Source organism: Rhodococcus sp. P4_F3_2 (assembly GCF_056401335.1).
This window is the reverse complement of record NZ_JBFUJN010000102.1, coordinates 1-799: the sequence shown is the minus strand read 5'-3', so window position 1 is coordinate 799 and position 799 is coordinate 1. Positions and strand designations below refer to the sequence as shown.

Genomic DNA, 799 nt, shown 5'->3' with positions numbered 1-799 from the left:
AATTCATATCGATTTAAACATTCCAGAAGTAGAGAAGGCAATGGAGAAGTTTGATGAATATTACAGGGATTTAGAAGAGAAAGGCATAATAACTATTGTGGGGTATGACAACGATATTCTACCAGAATTAGTTGAACGTGCTGTTCATCGAATTAAACCTTTTTCAGAGGGGAAACAAGAATTCCGTGACGCTATAATTTGGTTATCTTACGCTAGGATTGCTGAGGAACAACAGTTAGAAAATTGCTTATTTGTTACAGGGAATACTACAGACTACTGTTCGAAAAATAAAGAATTACACCCGGATCTTTTACAAGATTCAAAACGTTTTACTTTATATGCAGATGCCCATGCTTTAGTTCAATCAGAAATTATGAAAGAATTTAAAGAAAATCATGAAGCTCTTCAGGCTTTAAGAGAGAAGAAATGGGAAAATGGAGAGTTAACAACGATACTAAAGAGAGACTCCTTTTATTCGGAGATAGAACTGGCTGTAAATGTATATATTTCTGAGCATAAGGACCTTTCTAAAATTCAAGAGATAACTAACATTGAGTTTGACAGAAGTTGGATTTTATCCACAGAATTCCTTGAAGGTGAATATGTAATGAGAGGTGTACTTGTTGTAAAGGTAACTGTGAAAGAAAGTAGAAATGATGACCAAGAAACCAGTACATTAAAAGAATTATATGAAATTGATGTGGTTTATCAAGCTGTCTACAACAAAGAGGATAATAACTTTGAAAGTATCCAGATTGAAGGTGTAGATAGTGAGTATGATTATGATGGAGCACATGTA

1 protein-coding gene is annotated in these 799 nt (G+C 33.7%); it reads left to right on the top strand.

The genetic code is table 11. The features are described from left to right. Nucleotides 1-799: PIN domain-containing protein (locus AC1DWA_RS32935; RefSeq protein WP_477917614.1), on the top strand; the 799-nt coding region annotated here is incomplete at both ends.